At 43.1% G+C, this 20,518-nt stretch carries 16 protein-coding genes; 5 read left to right on the forward strand and 11 right to left on the reverse strand.

Translation table 11 applies throughout. From position 1 onward, the window contains the following. The first annotated feature begins 71 nt into the window (after positions 1–71). Positions 72–608: a DUF3750 domain-containing protein gene (locus ACRQQK_RS17105; protein ID WP_457513400.1), complete on the forward strand. Its 537-nt coding sequence runs from the start codon at positions 72–74 to the stop codon at positions 606–608. Between the two features lie 66 nt (positions 609–674). Here the strand turns inward: ACRQQK_RS17105 and ACRQQK_RS17110 are convergent, their stop codons facing one another. Then, positions 675–1,508: an SDR family oxidoreductase gene (locus tag ACRQQK_RS17110; RefSeq protein ID WP_457513402.1), complete on the reverse strand. Its 834-nt coding sequence runs from the start codon at positions 1,506–1,508 to the stop codon at positions 675–677. Positions 1,509–1,662: 154 nt separating this feature from the next. Between ACRQQK_RS17110 and ACRQQK_RS17115 the strand changes: the two genes are divergently transcribed. Continuing rightward, a complete protein-coding gene (locus tag ACRQQK_RS17115) occupies positions 1,663–2,034 on the forward strand; it encodes a winged helix-turn-helix transcriptional regulator (protein WP_457513404.1) in 372 nt (123 codons plus the stop codon). Positions 2,035–2,213: 179 nt separating this feature from the next. On the opposite strand, the gene ACRQQK_RS17120 is transcribed toward ACRQQK_RS17115, so the two are convergent. Genes ACRQQK_RS17120 through xylF form a run of 3 tightly spaced genes read right to left on the reverse strand, consistent with a single transcriptional unit; the run spans position 2,214 to position 5,959 of the window. Further along, positions 2,214–3,386, reverse strand: coding sequence for a sugar ABC transporter permease (locus ACRQQK_RS17120; protein WP_042483297.1), 1,173 nt, complete (start codon positions 3,384–3,386; stop codon positions 2,214–2,216). Further along, positions 3,386–4,909: a xylose ABC transporter ATP-binding protein gene (locus tag ACRQQK_RS17125; protein WP_457513406.1), complete on the reverse strand. Its 1,524-nt coding sequence runs from the start codon at positions 4,907–4,909 to the stop codon at positions 3,386–3,388. Before ACRQQK_RS17125 ends, ACRQQK_RS17120 begins: the two co-directional genes overlap by 1 nt. A 57-nt stretch (positions 4,910–4,966) precedes the next feature. Next, positions 4,967–5,959, reverse strand: a complete 993-nt coding sequence (gene xylF / locus ACRQQK_RS17130) for a D-xylose ABC transporter substrate-binding protein (protein WP_457513408.1) — start codon at positions 5,957–5,959, stop codon at positions 4,967–4,969. Between the two features lie 397 nt (positions 5,960–6,356). Here xylF and xylA point away from each other — a divergent pair, with 397 nt between their 5' ends. Beyond that, positions 6,357–7,676: a xylose isomerase gene (gene xylA / locus ACRQQK_RS17135; protein ID WP_457513410.1), complete on the forward strand. Its 1,320-nt coding sequence runs from the start codon at positions 6,357–6,359 to the stop codon at positions 7,674–7,676. A gap of 201 nt (positions 7,677–7,877) precedes the next feature. Here xylA and xylB read toward each other — a convergent pair whose 3' ends face one another. Beyond that, on the reverse strand, positions 7,878–9,329 hold the full coding sequence (xylB, locus tag ACRQQK_RS17140; protein WP_457513412.1) for a xylulokinase: 1,452 nt from the start codon (positions 9,327–9,329) through the stop codon (positions 7,878–7,880). A 190-nt stretch (positions 9,330–9,519) separates the two neighbouring features. Here xylB and ACRQQK_RS17145 point away from each other — a divergent pair, with 190 nt between their 5' ends. Next, positions 9,520–10,713: a XylR family transcriptional regulator gene (locus ACRQQK_RS17145; RefSeq protein WP_102954467.1), complete on the forward strand. Its 1,194-nt coding sequence runs from the start codon at positions 9,520–9,522 to the stop codon at positions 10,711–10,713. A gap of 53 nt (positions 10,714–10,766) precedes the next feature. Here ACRQQK_RS17145 and ACRQQK_RS17150 read toward each other — a convergent pair whose 3' ends face one another. After that, positions 10,767–11,561: a TSUP family transporter gene (locus tag ACRQQK_RS17150; RefSeq protein WP_457513414.1), complete on the reverse strand. Its 795-nt coding sequence runs from the start codon at positions 11,559–11,561 to the stop codon at positions 10,767–10,769. 104 nt (positions 11,562–11,665) lie between these two features. Between ACRQQK_RS17150 and ACRQQK_RS17155 the strand changes: the two genes are divergently transcribed. After that, positions 11,666–12,577 carry a LysR family transcriptional regulator gene (locus tag ACRQQK_RS17155; protein ID WP_457513416.1) on the forward strand — a complete coding sequence of 304 codons (912 nt, stop codon included), beginning with the start codon at positions 11,666–11,668 and terminating at the stop codon, positions 12,575–12,577. Between the two features lie 21 nt (positions 12,578–12,598). On the opposite strand, the gene ACRQQK_RS17160 is transcribed toward ACRQQK_RS17155, so the two are convergent. The 5 genes from ACRQQK_RS17160 to ACRQQK_RS17180 all read right to left on the reverse strand — a co-directional run bounded on the left by ACRQQK_RS17160 (position 12,599) and on the right by ACRQQK_RS17180 (position 20,515). Beyond that, positions 12,599–13,102: a GNAT family N-acetyltransferase gene (locus ACRQQK_RS17160; RefSeq protein ID WP_457513418.1), complete on the reverse strand. Its 504-nt coding sequence runs from the start codon at positions 13,100–13,102 to the stop codon at positions 12,599–12,601. Between the two features lie 48 nt (positions 13,103–13,150). Further along, positions 13,151–14,194, reverse strand: coding sequence for a LacI family DNA-binding transcriptional regulator (locus ACRQQK_RS17165; RefSeq protein ID WP_457513568.1), 1,044 nt, complete (start codon positions 14,192–14,194; stop codon positions 13,151–13,153). A 236-nt stretch (positions 14,195–14,430) separates the two neighbouring features. Further along, a complete protein-coding gene (locus ACRQQK_RS17170) occupies positions 14,431–16,788 on the reverse strand; it encodes a glycoside hydrolase family 3 N-terminal domain-containing protein (RefSeq protein ID WP_457513419.1) in 2,358 nt (785 codons plus the stop codon). A gap of 354 nt (positions 16,789–17,142) precedes the next feature. Then, positions 17,143–19,359: a glycoside hydrolase family 3 N-terminal domain-containing protein gene (locus ACRQQK_RS17175; protein WP_457513420.1), complete on the reverse strand. Its 2,217-nt coding sequence runs from the start codon at positions 19,357–19,359 to the stop codon at positions 17,143–17,145. A 79-nt stretch (positions 19,360–19,438) separates the two neighbouring features. Continuing rightward, complete coding sequence (locus ACRQQK_RS17180) at positions 19,439–20,515, reverse strand: endo-1,4-beta-xylanase (protein ID WP_457513421.1); 1,077 nt, start codon at positions 20,513–20,515, stop codon at positions 19,439–19,441. Positions 20,516–20,518: the final 3 nt, after the last annotated feature.

Genomic DNA, 20,518 nt, shown 5'->3' on the forward strand with positions numbered 1-20,518 from the left:
AGGGTCAGATACGGGGTTTCCCGTATCTGATTTCTTCATTTAAAACAGTAATGTTAATCAAGGAGGATAAGATGAAACTTAAACGAACAGGTTTCGCCCTCTTCACTTCCCTACTAGCAGGTCTTTCGCTCATCGGCTGCACCGATAAAGATTGGCGTTCGGCTAGCCGAGAGCCAGCAGGTATTGCCCCTAATCCCAACGAAGTCAGTGAAGCTGTAATTGAGTTTTATGCAGCCGACGCATACAGTTGGCGCGGTTGGTTTGCTGTTCATTCATGGCTTGCGGTAAAGCCTCAAAACGCGAATAAATATACGGTTTATGAAGTTGTTGGCTGGCAGAAACCAGCGTTGAATGAATACACAACCGACACTCCGGATCGCTATTGGTATGGAGCTCGCCCAGAGAAAATTCTTTCTCTTCAGGGTGAAAAAGCAGAGTTACTCATCCCTAGAATTCAGCACGTTGTAGCCCTCTATCCTTGGGCAAATGAATATACTCTTTTCCCAGGCCCAAACAGCAATACATTTCCGGCTTGGGTTGGTAATCAAGTACCAGAGTTAGGGTTGAAAATGCCATTCAGAGCAATCGGTTCTGGCTACGCCGACTAATCTAGCCCCAAAATAAAAAAGCCGTCGCCAACAATATAGATGGCGACAGCTCTTAATTGCAGAGTATTAAGCAAGATCCGCCAAATGATCTTTGATATAGGTGTCTAAACTACGCGCTGGCTTACCGGTTAACACTTGTACCGCGTCGCTTATGCCCGCAGTCCAACCTTCGCGAACCGGATAGAAAATCGAAGTCAAAAATTCTGCGTAATCCGCTGGTACACCAACACCTTTCAGCATGTCGCAAAACGCGCCATCTTCCATAGCTTGATACCGCACAGGCTTACCTAACGCGGCACTGATTTTTGCTGCTACTTCTGCATAGCTGAAAGCTTCTGGCCCAGTTAAATTGAACGCTTGATTGTCGAATTTATCTGTGGTCAAAACTGCCGCTGCACTTTCAGCGATATCACGCACATCAATAAAGCTCGACTTGCCCTCTGCTGCTGGAACGGCAATCACACCTTGGTCAATACCCGCTTTCCAGTACGTATGGAAGTTATCTGAAAACCAGTTCGGACGAAGAATAACGTAAGGAACACCTGAGTTTTCTAATGCAATTTCAACCTGACGATATGGAATAGAATCATCAGCATCAACGCCTAAAACACTTTGGAAAACCACTTTGACATTGCGCGCTGCCGCAGCTTCAATTACTGGAATTAACAGTGCTTTAGATTCAACATAACCGCCCGCAAGCATGACGTATGCGCGATCAACACCGTCAAAGGCTGACTCAAATGTAGAAGGATCAGTGTAATCAAACACCACACCTTCTGCTGCACCGAACGATTTTCCACTGCGTGACGCAGCTTTCACTTGCTCACCCTTTGCCAATAATGCTTCTACTAAAGGGCGACCAACATTACCTGATGCGCCTAAGACCAATACTTTACTCATTTCTAATCTCCTAAGTATATTTAAGATACTATGTGGTTGAAGGATACTTGCTGATTAATCTATACTCTTCAAACTGAGTTGTGAAGAAGGCACTTTTGGGTAACAAGGTAACTTTGAAGTAACCATCCTGTGATTTGAGCATAGAGGATAAATCGTGGATTTTGCGTATGACGTTTATGAAAACCGCTGCCCGACGCGAGCAGTTTTGGATCGTATTGCTGACAAATGGGCGATGCTCATCTTAGATAAACTGAGCCATGAGCCGGTTCGGTTTAATCACTTAAAGCGAGATATCAAAGGCATATCTCAAAAGGTGCTATCGCAAACGTTGAAGAAATTAGAGCGGGATGGATTAGTCACAAGAACTGTCTTCCCAACGGTTCCAGTTACGGTTGAATATGCGTTGACCCCATTGGGAGGCACACTCACCGAAGCTGTCGCGGCACTCGCTCACTGGGCAGAGAAAAACATGGATGCCGTGATCACCGCTCAAGAGCACTATGATGCAAAACTGGCAGAAAGCTAAATCAGCCAGCAGCGGGAAACATGTAAGAAGAATGTTGAACTTGAATTCACTGTTTAACTGACAATAAAAAAACACCACTGCGATACACAGTGGTGATCCATACCTTAGGATAAGTTAATCATGTCAGGAGCAGCAGTCCCTCATTGGGGGTGTGAGACTGCTTTTATTATTAAAATAACTTAACGTTGTTTCTTCATCGCGCTGTCCATCCAGACCGCTAGCAGCAATACACCACCTTTAACAATGTATTGCCAGAAAGTCGGAACATCCATCATGCTCATACCGTTATCGAGTGACGCCATGATAAACGCACCGATAACCGCACCAAACACAGTCCCCACGCCACCAGCCATACTAGTACCGCCGATGACACAAGCTGCGATAGCATCTAACTCAGCAATGTTCCCTGCAGAAGGTGAACCTGCGCCTAAACGAGAACTCAAAACCAACCCAGCAACTGCGACTAAGAAACCGTTCATCGCGTAGACCAGAAGCTTGGTACGTTCAACATTAATGCCAGATAAACGGCTCGCTTCAATGTTGCCACCAATCGCGTAAATGCGGCGACCGAATCTCGATTTCGTTGCAATGAAAGAACCAACAAGAACAAAGAAAGTCAGCAATAGCACTGGTGTAGGTACGCCACGATATTCATTAAGAATAAAGATAACGGAAAGCACACCAAGACCAATTAATGTATTTTTGACCAGCGATACTTGCATTGAAGGCACAGACAGTTCGTATTTCTTACGCATAACATTGCGTTTTTTCTGCCAACCAAAGTAAACCGATAGGCAGCAAACGCCGGCAATAATACTCAACATGTTTGGCAGATAGCTTTGACCGATGACGCCCATCACTTCTGAAATCGGTGCCACTGTCGTACCGTTTGTAATACCTATTAGTATTCCTCGAAAAGCCAGATACCCTGCTAGAGTCACAATGAAAGAAGGCACTTTACGGTATGCGACCCACCAACCATTCCACGCACCCAAAATTAAACCAGAACAAAGCGTAATAAGAATGGTGACAGGTAGTGGTAAACCAAACCAGACATCGAGAATCGCCGCTAATCCACCAAGTAAGCCCATCATTGAACCGACCGACAGGTCAATTTCGCCACTGATAATGACAAAGACCATACCTATCGCCAGTATGCCGGTGATCGCAGTTTGTCTAAACAGGTTGGAAATGTTTCGCGGAGTTAAGTAGCTCCAATCTGTCATGATGCTGAAAAAGATCATGATAAATACGATAGCTAATGCCATTACCAGCATCTGAAAGTTGCCGCCTTTTAATCGACTTAGCAAGCTAGCGTTGGAGTCTTTAGTTAATTCTGTTGATTGTTCCATCACGCGGTTACTCCTTCTGATAATGCACAATCCATAATGATTTCTTGAGTCAGATCTTGGTTAATCAAATCACCTTTAATGACACCTTCGTGCATCACAAGCACACGGTCACTAATGCCCAGCACTTCAGGTAATTCGGAAGAAACCATGATGATGCTTATGCCCTGTTTAACTAATTTAAACATCAGCTTGTAGATTTCGTATTTTGCTCCGACATCGATACCCCGTGTTGGCTCATCCAAAATTAAGATGCTTGGATTAACCATTAGAAATCTTGCCAGTATGGCTTTCTGCTGGTTACCACCCGAGAGATTCTTAATAGCTAGCTCAGCATTGGGCGTTTTGACGGTAAGCTGTTTGATGTTTTCTTTGATAATGTTTGATTCGAGCGTGTCATTTAACACACCGTATTTTGATAGTGAATCGAGGGCTGACAGCGACATATTTTGCCCAACAGACATAATCGGCACTATGCCATTTCTCTTGCGATCTTCAGGCACCATCGCGATACCAAAATCCAAGGCATCCTTACTGTTGTTTATCTCTATTTTCTTTCCATGCAGGGAATATTGGCCTTCGTTTCTGCCAAGATAACTGCCGTACAAGCACTCCATTAACTCAGTGCGACCTGCACCCACCAGCCCTGAAATACCGAGGATTTCACCTTTACGTAATTGGAAACTCGCATTTTTTACTTTTGGAATAGCGGAATTTGATTTGTCCCAAGCGTTCACATTTTTGACTTCTAGTACAACGTCACCAATGTCGTGCTCTTCTCTTGGAAACAGTTGCTTCATCTCCCTACCAACCATCATGGTGATGATGTCATCAGTTGTCATATCGCTTGCTTGTTTAGTACCGATATGTACCCCATCGCGGATGATACAGATATGGTCAGAGATCTCTTTTACTTCACCAAGCTTGTGAGAGATATAGATACAACTCACCCCAGACTCTCTGAGTTCTTTTACCAGATTAAGTAAAATTTCTGTTTCCGATTCGGTTAAAGGCGCTGTTGGCTCATCAAGCACTAATAACTTGGCATTCTTGGACATCGCCTTGGCAATTTCTACCAACTGCTGTTGACCTACCCCCAAATCCCCAACTTTTGTTTCCGGTGATACAGGCAAATTAACCTTTTCTAATAATAGTTTTGCCTCGTAATGCATTAACTCGTGATTTAATATTCCGCGCGAGCAAATTTCTGAGCCAAGAAATAAATTTTCTAAGATACTCAGTTCTTTAACTAAGGTGAGTTCTTGGTGGATAATTGCAATACCAATACTTTCCGTATCAGAGATATTTTTTGGTTCAATCACTTTTCCGTTATATATAATTTCGCCTTCATAATCGCCATGAGGATAGATACCGCATAAGACTTTCATTAAGGTCGATTTACCTGAACCATTCTCACCGCACAAAGATAAAACTTCACCTTTATTAAGACTAATACTAATACCGTCAAGCGCTCTTACTGGGCCAAAGCACTTCACGATATTTCGCATTTCTAATAAAGAAGACATAGTTGCCACTCCCAATAAAAATAGCGTTAAGAGAGTCTCTTAACGCTTTTATTACCATTATTGATAAATTTCACTTTCAGCGTGGAATCCATCTCGAACAACCGTTGTTTTAATGTTTTTCGAAGTAACAGCGACAGGATCTAACAACCAAGCTGGTACATCTTTCATACCGTTGTTGAGGGAAGAGTTTTGTGATGGAGTCTTGCCATCCGCTAGTTCCACTGCAATTTCAGCAGCACGGCTTGCAAGAGTATTAATAGGTTTGTAAATCGTCATAGTTTGGGTGCCATCAACGATTCGACGTAAAGCTGCTAAGTCAGCATCTTGGCCTGAAATAGAGACTTTACCCGCTAAGCCTTGTGCTTCTAGCGCTTGGATAGCGCCACCTGCTGTTGAATCATTTGAAGCAACAACAACATCAATCTTGTTGTTATTTGCCGTTAAAGCGTTTTCCATAATTTTCAGAGCGTTTTCTGCTAGCCAATAGTTAACCCACTGATCGCCGACAACTTTAATATCGCCTGAATCGATTTTTGGCTGAAGAATATTCATTTGCCCCTTACGGAATAGTTTCGCGTTATTGTCCGTAGGAGCACCCCCCATTAGGAAGTAATTGCCTTTCGGTTTCACATCCAACATTGCTTGCGCCTGCATTTCACCCACTCTTTCATTGTCAAATGACAAGTAAAAGTCGATATCTGCATCACTAATTAGGCGGTCATACGCTAAAACTTTAATACCATCGCGTTTTGCATCACTAATTACGTTCGATAACACTCCGCCATTAGTTGGAATAATGACAAGTACATCTACGCCACGCGAGATCATATTTTCAATTTGAGAAATCTGAGTTTGCTCATTCCCATTTGCTGATTGAACATATACTTTTGCGCCCAGTTCTTCAGCTTTATCAACGAAAATATCTCGGTCTTTTTGCCAACGTTCTAGTCGTAAATCATCAATGACCATGCCTATTTTTAACGACTTAGCAAAGGCAGGGGAACTTAGACAAACAAGAACGGAGCATACAAGAATTAATAGCTTTTTCATTATACTTTCCTTTGTATTGCACTATTTATTTGTAGGGTTTATTCACGATTAAAAGTGAACAACAGAATTCTATGTAGAATAAGTTTCAAATGTCTTTTCTCTCATCTTATTTGTCTCTTATGTTTTTTGGTTTTTTATTTCAAATGTGATCATCATTAAAATATATGATTTAAATCACCACATAACCTCGAATCATGAATCCTTATGAAACCATTTAAAAACAACAAGTTAAATATTCACTAAATTATCAAAACCAAAAATATTCTGGTTATTTTTGACCAAAGTCTCATTAATAAAATAGGTAATATTGAAAACAAAAAAACATAATTGCCGAATAACTTTAATTCATAAAATATTGAATCTGCATTTAAGTCAAATGATTAACGGAGCCTCGACGATGACTGAATTTTTTAAGAATATAAACAAAATTAAATATGAAGGGACCGAATCAACCAACCCTTTAGCATTTAAACACTATGACGCAGACAAAATGATCTTAGGTAAAAGCATGAAAGATCATTTGCGTTTTGCAGCATGTTACTGGCACAACTTCTGCTGGCCAGGCAGTGACGTATTTGGCGCAGGTACTTTTGACCGTCCTTGGGCAAACGGCGCAAATGACATGGAAATGGCTAAGGTTAAAGCTGACCATGCTTTCGATTTCTTCACAAAATTAGGCGTTCCTTACTACTGTTTCCATGATGTTGACGTTGCACCAGAAGGTAACAACCTGAAAGAGTACATCAATAACTTCGCACAAATGGTTGATGTATTAGAGCAAAAACAAAGTGAAACCGGAATGCAGCTGCTTTGGGGTACTGCGAACGCTTTCTCTCACCCTCGCTACATGGCAGGTGCAGGCAGCAACCCAGATCCAAAAGTGTTTGCTTATGCTGCAACACAAATCTTCAACGCAATGAACGCGACACAACGCTTGGGTGGTCAAAACTACGTATTGTGGGGCGGCCGTGAAGGTTATGAAACACTACTGAATACGGATTTACGTCAAGAGCGCAAGCAACTTGGTCGTTTAATGCAGATGGTTGTTGAGCACAAACATAAAATTGGTTTCAAAGGCGCAATTTTGATTGAGCCAAAACCTCAAGAACCAACCAAACATCAATATGACTATGACACTGCGACCGTTTACGGTTTCCTAAAACAGTTCGGTCTTGAAAACGAAATCAAAGTAAACATTGAAGCAAACCACGCAACTCTTGCTGGACATAGCTTCCACCACGAAGTTGCAACTGCGACTTCATTAGGTCTATTTGGTTCTATCGACGCTAACCGCGGCGACGCTCAATTAGGTTGGGATACTGACCAGTTCCCTAACAGCGTTGAAGAAAACACTCTTATTATGTATGAAATCTTGAAAGCTGGTGGTTTCACTACAGGTGGTTTTAACTTCGATGCTCGTCTACGCCGTCCATCTATCGACGCTGAAGATCTTTTCCACGGCCATATTGGTGGTATGGATACCATGGCACTTTCACTAAAACGCGCAGCAGACATGATTGAGAACGACCTACTGTCTAAATCTATTTCGCAACGCTATGCAGGTTGGAACGAAGATTTAGGTAAGAAGATCCTTGCAGGCGATATGTCTTTAGAAGCAGTGGCTAAATACGCTGTGGACAATAACATTTCCCCAGTTAAAGAATCGGGTAAACAAGAGTTGCTAGAAAATATTGTGAATGGTTTTATTTACAAATAATTATTTCTAAATTCTGCAAAAAGCCAACCTTAAAATCTGAGGTTGGCTTTTTTATTTATTGCTCGGAATATGTCAATTAATGCTTATCAATTTTGGTTTATAAGCTTAGTTGCTTATATATATAAAAAGTGTTGCTTATAAATAAGCAACACTTGATTATTTATAAGCAACACTTGATTATTTAATTTGTTTACTTAACGACTAAAATAAATATTTCACTTGTGTATAAAGCGATTGGAATACCTTTCTCTTAGCCTGATAAAACTCTTTTTTGCTTTCATCAGGCAAGTGAGTTTGTACTAAATCAGGGACAGGACAAACATCTTGCACCGTTACACCGACTTCTGTACCCAACCTCGCCAACCTTGCCGCTCCTAATGCTGGGCCAACCTCGCCTCCTGAGCGATAGACCAGTTTCATACCAGAGATGTCAGCCAGCATTTGTCGCCAGTAGCTACTTTTTGCTCCGCCACCAATTAAGGAAATTTCATTCGGCTCAGAGCTCACTGAATGCTGTGCGTCAAGACCATCAGCCAAAGCGAAGCTCACGCCTTCTAATACCGCTAACGCTAGGTCAACCTTTGTTGTTGAATGAGTCATACCAAAAAACATGCCTTTGGCGTTAGGGTCGTTATGAGGCGTTCTCTCACCAGAAAGGTAAGGTAAGAAAATCACTTTTGATTTTGGATCAGCGTGCTGTTCAACGTCTTTTAACATGGTGCCTACGTCCGCTTGCCCTGTAAGATTGGCAACCCAATCCAGACAAGAAGCCGCACTAAGGATCACAGACATGGTATGCCAAGTTTTCGGTAAAGCATGACAGAAACTATGCAGTGCAGATTCTGGATTCGCGATAAAACCGTCACTCACCGCAAAATAAACACCCGAAGTACCAAGAGATAACATTGCCTGCCCCGGTTCTGTGATGCCAACTCCTACCGCTCCTGCGGCGTTGTCTCCTGCGCCAGCAACAATTGGTACACACGACATTCCCCATAACTCAGCGAGTTCTTTCTTCAGTTGTCCGGTAATCTCTGTGCCCTCATAGAGTTTAGGCATTTGCTCTCTGCCTAAGCCTGTCGCTTTGAGCAGCGCGTCACTCCAGTCTCGCTTATCAACATCCAGCCACATGGTTCCTGCCGAGTCAGACATATCAGATGCGTAATCGCCAGACAGTTTGAATCTTAGATAATCTTTAGGCAGTAGTACTTTATCAACCTTGCTGAAAATGTCTGGTTCATGTTTCTGTACCCATTTCAGTTTAGGTGCAGTAAATCCAGGCATCATCAGGTTGCCGGTAATTTCTCGGCTGTTAGGTACAAGCTGTTCTAACTCAATACATTCTTCAAAACATCGGCCGTCATTCCACAATATCGCGGGTCTTAGCACCTTGCCATTCTGGTCAAGCAGTGTCGCGCCATGCATCTGTCCAGATAACCCGATGGCGCGAACCTGAGAAAGTGCAAATTGATCTTTTAACTCGCCAATAATGCTTTCTGTTGCCGTCCACCAGTCTTCTGGATTTTGCTCCGACCAGAGTTCATGCGGCCTCGAGACCGTTAGGGACTTTGTTTTTGATGTAACGATTTTGTCATTTTCGTCCAGCAGAATTATTTTTACTCCGGACGTACCTAAATCGATCCCCATATACATGGTTAAACTCCTTCCAAAATTTGGATTTAATAAATAATTTGACCCATTTTAAATATTCATCCGGTTTGCTAGAGCGAACAATTATGTTTTTTTGTACCTCCATTCTTCAATTTGCTTATTGTGTTATAGATCACGTGAGCTAAGTGATTTCAAGTGTTAGTATTCTGGGTAAAAACCAAATAAATATAATATGAACAAACATTTTCGAATCACCCTGCTATTTAATGCCAATAAAGTATATGATCGCCAAGTTATAGAAGGTATTGGCGAATATTTACAAGCATCTCAATGTGCTTGGGATATATTTTTGGAAGAAGATTTCACCACTCATCTGGACAATTTAAAATATTGGAAAGGTGACGGGATTATTGCTGATTTTGACAACCCTAAAGTGGTTGAAAGCCTGAAAGATATCAACGTGCCGATAGTCGCTGTTGGCGGCTCGTATACCAAAGAAGAAGACTATCCCAACGTCCCTTATGTGGCGACTGACAACTACGCTCTGGTTGAGCTTGCCTTTCAACATCTCAAACAAAAAGGTTTAGAGAATTTCGCCTTCTACGGCATTCCTTCCCATTCTTGGAAAAGATGGGGACACGAAAGAGAAACCGCGTTTAAAGACATTCTTGCAAAGGAAGGCTACAAAGGCTCCATATTCAGAGGTAATCAAACTTCGTCTGACACATGGCAATACGACATGAACCGTCTTGCCGACTGGATTCAAATGCTGCCTACGCCTACCGGCATTATTGCGGTGACAGACTCACGAGCGCGCCATATCCTTCAGGTATGTGAACATCTCAATATTATGGTGCCGGACAAGATCTCCGTTATCGGCATCGATAACGAGGAACTGGCAAGTTACCTGACTCGGGTTTCACTGAGCTCAGTCGGTCAAGGGTGCAAGGAAATGGGTTTCCGCGCAGCTAAAATCCTTCACAAGCGACTCACTGAACATTCCGGAGAAGCTTCTCCATCGCAAGCTAAAATTCCTCGTATACTCGTCCCGCCGACCAAAGTATTTGAGAGACAAAGTACCGATTTCCACGCTTTGAAAGATTCTTATGTCATTCAAGCTATGCATTACATCAGGCACAACGCTTGTAAAGGCATTAAAGTCGATCAGGTGCTCGCGGCTGTAGGCATATCCAGATCCAACTTGGAATCAAGATTTAAGGAAGAGTGTGGGCACTCTATCCATGAAGAGATACACAATTCCAAGTTGAAACGCGCCTGTAATCTGCTCAAAACCACGTCTTTACCGATTAGTGAAATCGCGGAGTTGTGTGGCTACCCATCGTTGCAGTACATGTATACCGTGTTTAAGAAAAACCTCGACCAAACACCAAAAGATTACCGCAACAACGCTTCGAATGAAGATTAATGGTTAAACAGCGAAGATGGTCTAAACCGTCTTCGCATTGCCTTTTTCCAAGCTTAAACAAACCAAGCTGAAGAGAAGTTTTCATAGAGAAGCTTGCTGGTCATGATGAGGGTAACTGAGATAAACACCGGTCTCACAAGACGATTACCATACGAAATGACGCATTTGCTGCCAATAACCGACCCTATGATTTGTCCGCCAGCCATAACTAAGCCAAGTTGATAATCAACACTGTCTAACCAGATAAACAGAATCAAAGAAATAACGTTGCCAATAAGGTTCAGAGGCTTTGTCGCCATCGTTGCTTGCTTAATGGTGTACCCAAGCAAACTGATGAACGCCAACATCCAGAACGAGCCCGTGCCCGGTCCAAAGAAACCGTTATAAAAACCAATCAGCAAACCACATACCACCATAAAATGCGTATTTGATAGTACAGGTTCTGTTGCTTCGGTTGCTTTGAGTTTCTTGGCAAAGATCGAATACAAGGTGATCGCAACCATCAGTACAGGCAGTAGTTTTTCCAACACTTGTTTGTCGATGACTCCAACAGCAAGGGTTCCAATCACTGCGCCAATCGACGTAAAAATCAAACCTAATATAATACCTTGAACTGGAAACTGTTTGTTTCTCATAAACATCACAGATGTAGTCAGTTCGCCTATTACCGCTTGCAGTCGATTTGTGCCCAATACCGTCATCGGTGGTAATCCAACCAGCAGCAGACTTGGCACAGTGATCAGCCCTCCACCACCAGCAATAGCATCAACAACACCCGCAATAATCGAGATTAAAAATAAAAATACGTAAACCCAGTCCGCCGTACTGAATTGAAACACGTTGTCCATATCTCCATCACCTAGTCATAAATTTGTGTGCGTGACTATTTGTACCACTCGGCTATATGTAGTTAAATTAACGACAACTTACTTAATCATTAAGGTTGAACTTAATGCTATCGTCACAAGATATTGAATTTTTTATCACTGTAGCAGGCAGTCGTTCATTGGCTGCCGCGGCGCGAAAACTGAATGTGACTCCTCCTAGTGTTTCGCAGCGGCTGCAAAATATAGAACGAAAGCTTGGCGTTAAGTTGATAGACAGGAATGCTCGAATCACCTCATTGACGACTGAAGGCGAAGTGCTTGCCAGTAAAGGACAAGCGCTGTTACAAGATCTTGAACACTTAACCCAAGATCTTTCAGAGAAGAAACTCGCCATTTCAGGTGATTTAAAACTCGTCTCATCCCTCGGGTTTGGTGAAAAACACATCGGTCCTTTATCAGCAGAATTTCAACAGCTATACCCTTCTCTGCGTATTGAACTGAATCTATCGGATATTCCAAAGTGGTCTGCACACAACAGCCCAGACATCATGTTCTACATAGGACACCTTCAGGACTCTGCGTTAAAAAGAATTGTGTTGTCTAAAAACCGTCGATTACTGTTAGCCTCGCCGGCCTATCTAGAATCTGCGCCAGCACTTGAGCAACCAAAAGACTTAGAGCAGCATCGCTGCATCGCGTTACGAGAGAATGATGAAGATGCCACCATGTGGCGACTTACCCACACCACAACCAAGAGTGAAACCAGCGTAAGAGTAGTTCCTGTTCTTTCAAGCAATGTCAGCCGTGTGACCAAAGATTGGTGTGTGGGTGGTCAAGGTATCATTCAACGTTCTGAGTGGGATGTACAAGAAGAACTTAAAAGCGGGAAATTGGTTCGCGTACTTCCTGACTATCAACTGCAAGAAGCAGACATTGTAGCTCTTCTTTCTTCTGAGCAGTTTCATCGTTCACAGAAAATAACCGCGTTTTTAGACTACGTAAAACAACGGCTACCTGAGCGTTTATCGACAAGTTAGCAATTGATAACAAGCATATCGTTAGCGGTATTGATACAAATTGTTTTCTAAACCATAGAGCATCATGGTGCCCGTTAGTTGAAACCCAACGTCTTTTAGCAATCGGTTTGAGGTATCGTTATCTGGGAAGGTCACTGCATAGACCTTTTCGATCTTGTTTGCTGGCAACTCTGCTTTCATCACTGCATGCGCAGCCTCTCTGGCGTAACCATTTGAGTGATATTGTGACAAAAACGCATAGCCAAGATCTGGTGAATCGAGCTCTGGCCTTTTCAAGATGCCACACATACCAATCGGGGTATGCGTTTCTTTCAACTCAACCATATTCAAGCCAAAACCATTAACCTTGTAGCTCAGCATCGGGCCATTGGATAAGTAGTGGATTGCATCTTTTTTCGTTCTGACTTTTTTGTCGCCAATACAGCGAATAAATGCTTCCTCGTTAAGCAGGCGAACAATGAATTCCGCATCTCTTAGTTCAAAATGTCTAATCACCAGCCTAGCTGTTTCACATACGATCTTCATTTATTCGCCTTATTGACTGCACTTACAAAAGTATTGGTTCGAACTGCATCAGCGATTGTGATTTATATTTTTGTAAACATCAAAAATAGATGATGTCGATTCGCGCACAATCAGATCGATTGGTGGTACTCGCACTTGGTGTTCTTCACCACTAAGCATCTTAAATATGGCTTCAGCACAAACACTACCCAATTCTTCAATAGGCTGACGCAGTGTTGTGAGTGCTGGCGTAAAGTAACTGGATGTTTGAAGGTCGTCAAAACCGATGACAGAAATATCTTCAGGAACCTTTAACTCCCTGTCGTGCAGCGCTTTAATGGCTCCATAAGCGGTTTGATCGTTAGCAGCAAAAATGGCTGAAAAGTAGACTTTAGAATCGAGTAGTTCAATGGTTTTTTGATAGCCTTGCTCTGAACTAAAATCACCTTGTTTTATCAAGCGAGAGTTGACGGGTATTCCCCTATCTTTCAATGCTCTTCGATAGCCTTCATAACGTCTTTGCCCGTCGGGTTGAGTGCACAATCCTTTAATATGCGCAATATTGACATGCCCCTGCTGTAATAGGTGCAGAGTCGCTAAATATCCGCCAAGCACATTGTCAAACTCAATAGTCAGTATGTTGTCGGCTTTAATTTTATTGTATCCAACCGCGACTATCGGAGTGTGTAACGAATACTCGATAAGCTCTTCATCAGAGAGATCACCAGAAACAATAATCACACCATCGACATGACTTTTGAAAAAGTAGTCAAGCGCGTGTTTTTCTAGTCGACGCTTCCAATGACCTGTTGCAATTACTAATGAATAGCCTCTGCTGCTCAAACTGGCTTCTAAATCCTTCAGAATACCGATCATAAAAGGGCTGTCTGCATTTTGTAGCAGAACACCAATGGTCATCGAGCGTCCCTTAATTGGGCCTTTGGTTTTATATGTGACCTTGTAACCACTCTTCTGTATCGCTTTCTCGATACTGTAGCTTTTCTCATCTGATACATAAGTAGAACGATTCAAGTATCTTGAAACTGTGCTTGGCGATACCCCAGCTAGTTTAGCAACGTCATAGATGGAGGCAGGCTTTTTACTCGTTATCATGTCCATAGTTCATATATCCATATAAGTCTTTGATTACATGTGCTGCGTAAAAACACAGACTACTGATATCCATTTAGCAATGCGTTTGGACTTGTTTTTGAGAGGTAAAATGAAGTAGTCAGAATAAGACCGGTAACCAAGCTGGCTTACGCAGATTGGTTAAGTCGTGACTACCCCAACATACAACTCTAGGAGAATAGAGCCGACCTCTGGCCGGCTTTGCATTGCTAATGTGATTATTCAGCCGTGACGTCACATACCATACGCCATGCTTCAGGCAGAACCTTAACATCGCCAACAACGTGAACTCTATGACGGAAATGTATCTGAGACGATGAAGAGCCGATCATCAGCTCAAACTCACCGCCTTCAACAACACGTTGATGATGACGATTAGTAAGATTGAGCATATCAACAGGCAGTTTGAAGGTAATGGTTTTGCTCTCTCCCGCTTTAAGGAATACTTTCTTAAAGCCTTTTAACTCCTTAACCGGACGAACAACACTCGATACCACATCACGAGCATAAAGCTGTACGACTTCAGCCCCATCAACACGGCCTGTATTAGTTAGAGTCAGTGATAGCTCAACGGTGCCTTCGAAACCTACCTTATCTGAAGCCACGTTAAACCCTGTGTATGCAAATTCGCTATAACTCAAACCGTGACCGAAATTGAAACTTGAACCAAAGTGATAGGCAATTGGCGTACCTGCACTCTTAAGTTTGTGATTGTAGAAATACGGTACCGCACCCACGTTTTTAGGAATCGAAATTGTCAGTTTTCCGCTTGGGTTGTTTTTGCCAGTGAAGGTATCAGCAATAGCATCAGCACCCGCTTGACCCGGAGCCCAACCCAACACAATTGCCGCCGCTTCATCTTCAGCGCGACCTAGATTGTATGGTCGCCCACCAGTCACCAATACCACTACAGGTTTACCTGTATCCAATACCGCATCAAGCATTTGCTGCTGTACACCCGGCAGCGCAAAGCTGTCGCAATCTGAACCTTCACCCACTGTGCCAGTCTGGAATAAACCAGCCAAGTCACCAACACAAACTACAGCAACGTCACTCTCAGCGGCTGTCGCAACTGCCGCTTCAATCTGACTAAGATCTTTGCTGATAGGTGACTCTGCGGCCTGACCGATTGCCATATCAACATCCCCAGGGAAAACTGGAGCATTGGCGTGACGCTCTGTCAAAATGTCACATCCTTTGGCGTACATAACCGAATCAAAGCGTTCTTTAAAGGCTTCCAAAAGCGTCTTCGACACTTTGTCTGTGCTGTCTTCCTGACTCAAAATCAGGTGCACAGGGAAACTATAACCACCGAGTAGTGCAAGCTGATCGTCTGCGGTAGCACCAATCAACGCCACTTGTTTATCGGTTTTTAGTGGTAGGGTTTGATCTTGATTTTTAAGCAGAACAATCGATTCACTCGCGACTTTGTAAGCAATCTCCTGACTCTTTTCATTGTGCAGAGGAGCTTGAGGAACGTCGGTATAAGGGTTCTCAAATAACCCCATTTCTAACTTTTTACTTAAGATACGAGCAACAATTTCATCAATTTTTTCTATTGAGATAAGACCGCGTTGCAGTGCTTCTGTCAGTTTCGTTGAGCATGCGTCATCGGGCAGCTCAACATCTAATCCTGCATTAAAGGAAAGCGCTGCGGCTCCCGCACGATCTTCGGCAATTGAATGGTGCGAGCTCAACAAATCAATGCCGCCGTAATCCGCGACAATCAACCCATCAAAGCCCCATTTCTCACGCAAAATCTCAGTAAGTAAAAAATGCGAAGCGTGGCAAGGTTCACCGTCAATGTCATGGTAAGCAGGCATGACAGAGCCTGCATTCGCCAGTTTTACAGCCATTTCAAATGGCAGTAAGAATGTATCATTGAGCTCTTTAAAACCCAGATTTACCGGCGCATGGTTACGCGCTCCTTCACTTGCTGAATGGCCAACAAAGTGTTTAAGCGTTGCCAGCAAATCACGCTTTTCACCCTGTAACCCTTTCACATAGTGAGTTGCCATGATACCAACAAGATAAGGATCTTCACCCAATGTTTCCTCTGTACGTCCCCAACGGACATCACGAGACACATCCAACACAGGGGCAAGCCCTTGTTTGGTACCAATCATTCGTGCTTGTCGGCCAATGTCCTTTGCTGCTTCTTCAATCAGATCAGGGTTCCAAGTATGACCATAGTTTAACGACGAAGGATAAAGCGTTCCGCCTTTCGCCATCAGACCGACCAAACACTCCTCGTGTGCCATTGCAGGAATGCCAAGTCGTGTCTCTTCAACTAAATATTTTTGCAGCTGGTTTAGTGCTTTTACGCCATTGACCGCATCAACTGTATGCGTTCCAAGTGGACGAGAAATCTGACCGAGGCCATATTTGAGTTTCTCTTTGACGGTGCGTTCAACGTTTTCACTGGTCATTTCAAGCTCACGCTCTTTATGTTCGCCAGTCGGATCAAGTATCAACCATTGCGCGCCCATTTGAGCCAATTTTTCTTCAACCGTCATATGTGAAAGCAGGTCGTTCACACGTTCTCTTATCGAAAGAGATGGATTCTTGTAGTTCATATTTTTCCTAACCGATGCTGATGACTTTCATAGGCTTAATATCTACCAAAATATTGCCTATTTCTTCCATGAGGAACTCAATTACCAAATAATAGAGACCGATTACCAAATATATTATCCACCCGTTATTTCTTATAAGAGTGATTGTTAAATAGTGACTTTCTTTTTTTGAATATGGTCAAATAAACCATTTTTAATAAGCCAAATATAAGTATTCGTAATAGTGATTAAACGAAATAACGTGATATGGAATGTTAAGAAATTAAGGGAAGGAATTATAAAATAAAAACAAAAAGCGGCTGAACACTCAACCGCTTTTGCTTAAGCAACCAAAGCTCTGTAAGCCTTGCTCGCTCAGTGAACCTTGGTAGTTTGTGTGACTTCAAATTCTAAAGTAATCAGATCTTCATTTTTTGACGAAGCACCGACCATTAAACTAAACGTGCCCGCTTCAACGACTTCTTCAAGTTCTGAATTCACCAGTGCTAAATCAGAGAAATTAACCTTAATAGTCACATCAACACTTTGCCCTGCCGGAATATCAACGCGTTCAAAACCACACAGCTGTTTAATTGGCGTGGTGACAGAAGAGAAATGATCATTAAAGTAAACTTGTACAATTTCAGTACCGTCAATTTCCGACTTATTCGTTACGGTAAGAGACACTTCAATATCGGTATTCGGTTCTATTACTACCTGTTTTAAATAAACATTACTGTATTCAAACTGGCTGTATGACTTACCTTCACCAAAACTAAACAACGGATGTTCCGGCATATCGATATAGCGCTCTTTATGACCGGTAGTATGTGAGTTCTGTGCATGCCAACCCTCATACTTGTTGTAGAAAACAGGTAACTGCCCCACATGATACGGGAAAGAGATGGTCAGTTTGCCCGATGGATTATGCTCACCGAGTATGACTCGTTTTACCGCCTCTCCACCCTTAGTGCCTGAGTTAAATCCACACAACAGGGCATTCGCATTCTCTGCAACCCAAGGGATTGTCATCGGCTTAGAGGCAACTAAGTTAACAATCAATGGTACGCCCGAAGCTTTGATCTGCTCCAACATGGCTTGCTGTTTACCAGTTAGGTCCAGATTCGCTCTGTCATGGAACTCACCATTTTGCGCTAACGTATCCCCTACACAAGCAATGACCACATCGGCTTGAGTCAACGCGTGGGCTAACTCTTCGACCTGCTCAAATTCACTGTCAATACAGCAGGCCCCTTTCACGTATTCAACCTTGAAACCATATTGCTTTGACGCCGCTTGGAACGCCTGTAACGTCGTCACTGCCTGCTCACGGTGAAAACTATCATTTGTAGCACCGGCCTGCATTGAACCAAATGACCAGTCACCTAGCTGCGCAATAACATCATCGGCATTGGGTCCGGTTACCAGCACGGTGAAATCTTTGGTTGGTTTCAAAGGCAAAATGCCATCATTTTTGAGCATCACTATGCTCTTGAGGCTTGCTTCCATTGCCAGTTCTAAGTTCTGCGGATTGCCGAATATTTCTTGGCGATCTGGCGAATAGAATCGCATCTCATCGAACAGGCCTAACTCAAACTTTTTCGTCAGAATACGGGAAACAGCATTGTTAACAACTTCAATGTCCACTTGCCCGTCTTTAACCAGCTTCACCGCCGCTTCATAGAACTCCGCTGTCGACATCATCATATCATTACCCGCGACCAAAGCGCGATAACACGCATCCTCTATTGTCGGGCTTACTTTCTGCTTAGTGTGCAACGATTTGACGTTATCCCAATCAGTAACAATAAACCCGTCCAAACCCCAATCCGTTTTCGCTACATCCGTCAGCAACCATTTGTCAGCGGTACAAGGCAAACCATCGTTGGAGTGATAACCCGTCATAAGAGAAGCAACTTTTGACTTTTGAACCACTTTGCGAAATGGAGGAAGGAAGATAGATTTAAGCTTACGACGAGACACATCAGCTTCATAAGAGTCGCGGCCACCCGTTGTTTCTCCATAAGCAACATAGTGTTTGGCACACGCAAGAATAGAATCTGGGCTTGCGAAATTGTCACCTTGATACCCTTTCACGGTCTCTGCTGCCATTTCGCCGATCAACCACGCATCTTCACCATAGGTTTCATTAACACGTCCCCAGCGCGCGTCTCGTCCAATGCAAAGTACTGGTGAAAACGTCCAGTGAATACCCGTAGCGCGAACCTCTTGAGCGGCCACTTTTGCCATTTCTCTCATTAGTTCACGATCCCAGCTTGAAGAAGCGGAAAGCTGAGTGGGGAACACGGTCGCATCGTTGTCGAAACAGTGGCCGTGAATAGCATCAATACCAAAAATAAGTGGGATGCCAAGACGTGTTTTTGCCGCACGTTCTTGCAAACGCATTGCAGCATCACCGGTGCAATGGAGATAGCTGCCAATATTCCACGCTTCCAACTTATCCGTGTTGCCTTCGACGTTGGCAGGAAGTTGAGTCAACTGACCGATTTTCTCCTCAATGGTCATACGGCTCAACAGGTCAGATACACGTTCGGACACCGTCGCGTTTTTGTTCATGTAGGTTTCTGTCATTATTATTGTTCTCTGTTTAGAAAGAGCCTCTATTGGCATAGTGACTCTTTGGCTTCAGCAAAAAGTATTTAAATTCAGTTTAATGGCTGATTGGTGGTTGGTAAGAAAACTCACCTTTAGATGCAGCAAGTAACGAACTATAAACAGCTTTAAATGCTTGTTTCGGTTTATAGTTCTCATCAAACATCAAAGCACGACCATAACCGGTAAACCAACCGGGCACCCAACTGTACTTATCAGTCACGCCCCAAGTGGTGTACATATCAATCTCTGGGTAATAGATAGCCATATCCATTAAACGGCTGAATATACGTGCCTGAGCATCAAGTGCGAAGTGACTAGCATTGTCGCGGATACGCACATCTATTTCAGTGAAGTGAATCTTAAGACCGAGATGTTTTAAGCGATCAATGTTACGTGTAATATCCTGCTCGCTAAGAGAGTGTTCACCCATCAAATGCAATTGGAAGCCAACACCGTGAATAGGAATCCCCTCTTCCACCATGCTTTTCAACTTGCGATATATAGCATTCGACTTCGCACCCATCCCTTCATTGTTGTAATCGTTATAGAACAGAATCGCATCAGGGTCCGCTTCATGGGCAAACTTGAAGGCTAACTCCAAATAACGTTCACCAAGTACTTGGTACCAAAGGGTTTCACGATAAGAGCCATTTTCATTAAAGCTTTCGTTCACCACATCCCAATACTTTACTTTTCCCTTATAGTGGCCGACCACCGTTTTAATGTGTGCTTCGAGTACTTTTTCCAACTCAGGGGCGGTCCACTGCTTTTGCGTTAGCCAGTCGGGGTTTTGAATGTGCCAAACCAGCGTATGACCTTTCACCTGCATATCGTACTGTTGAGCAAATGCCACCAGTTCATCGCCTTTGCTAAAATCAAAGCGATCTCGCTGGGGATGAATGTTCACCCATTTCATCTCATTTTCTGGAGTGAGCTGGTTAAACTGACTGGAAAATGTGTTGGCAAATTCAGGCTCTTTAAGGTGACGCGTTTCTAATGCCGCGCCAATGTGAATATTGGATAGTTTTGCTAGTGATTTAAGGCTGGGAACTGGTAATTCGGAAGCATGAATAGCGATTGGAGAAACGAGCGAACAGGTGACAACGAACAAAGTGGTAATTGGGTGTTTCATTCT

The organism is Vibrio sp. C8 (assembly GCF_054051265.1).